This is a genomic window from Sporolactobacillus putidus (genome assembly GCF_014647035.1).
Taxonomy (GTDB): Bacteria; Bacillota; Bacilli; order Bacillales; family Sporolactobacillaceae; genus Sporolactobacillus; species Sporolactobacillus putidus.
On record NZ_BMOK01000038.1, the window covers coordinates 1 to 575 of the forward strand.

The window sequence follows — 575 nt, forward strand, 5'->3', positions numbered from 1 at the left end:
TGTAGCCGAAGCGTCATGCTCTCCGGAGTGGATCCTGAGTACGGCGGGACACGAGAAACCCCGTCGGAATCCGGGAGGACCGTCTCCCAAGGCTAAATACGGCCCAGTGACCGATAGTGAACCAGTACCGTGAGGGAAAGGTGAAAAGCACCCCGGGAGGGGAGTGAAAGAGATCCTGAAACCGTGTGCTTACAAGTAGTTGGAGCCCCCTTCGGGGGGTGACAGCGTACCTTTTGTAGAATGGACCGGCGAGTGGCGATTCTAAGCAAGGTTAAGCTGAAGAGGCGGAGCCGCAGCGAAAGCGAGTCTGAAGAGGGCGAATGAGTTTAGGGTTGCCGACCCGAAACCGTGTGATCTACCCATGTCCAGGGTGAAGTTCAGGTAACACTGAATGGAGGCCCGAACCCACGCATGTTGAAAAATGCGGGGATGAGGTGTGGGTAGGGGTGAAATGCCAATCGAACACGGAGATAGCTGGTTCTCCCCGAAATAGCTTTAGGGCTAGCCTCGGACGAGTGAGACCTGGAGGTAGAGCACTGATTGAATAAGGGGTCCCCACAGGATTACCGCGTTCA

The 575-nt window shown here is 55.8% G+C and carries 1 rRNA gene; it reads left to right on the top strand.

Going from position 1 to position 575, the window contains the following annotated elements:
• Positions 1–575, top strand: a 23S ribosomal RNA gene (locus IEX81_RS16490); the annotation flags it as partial.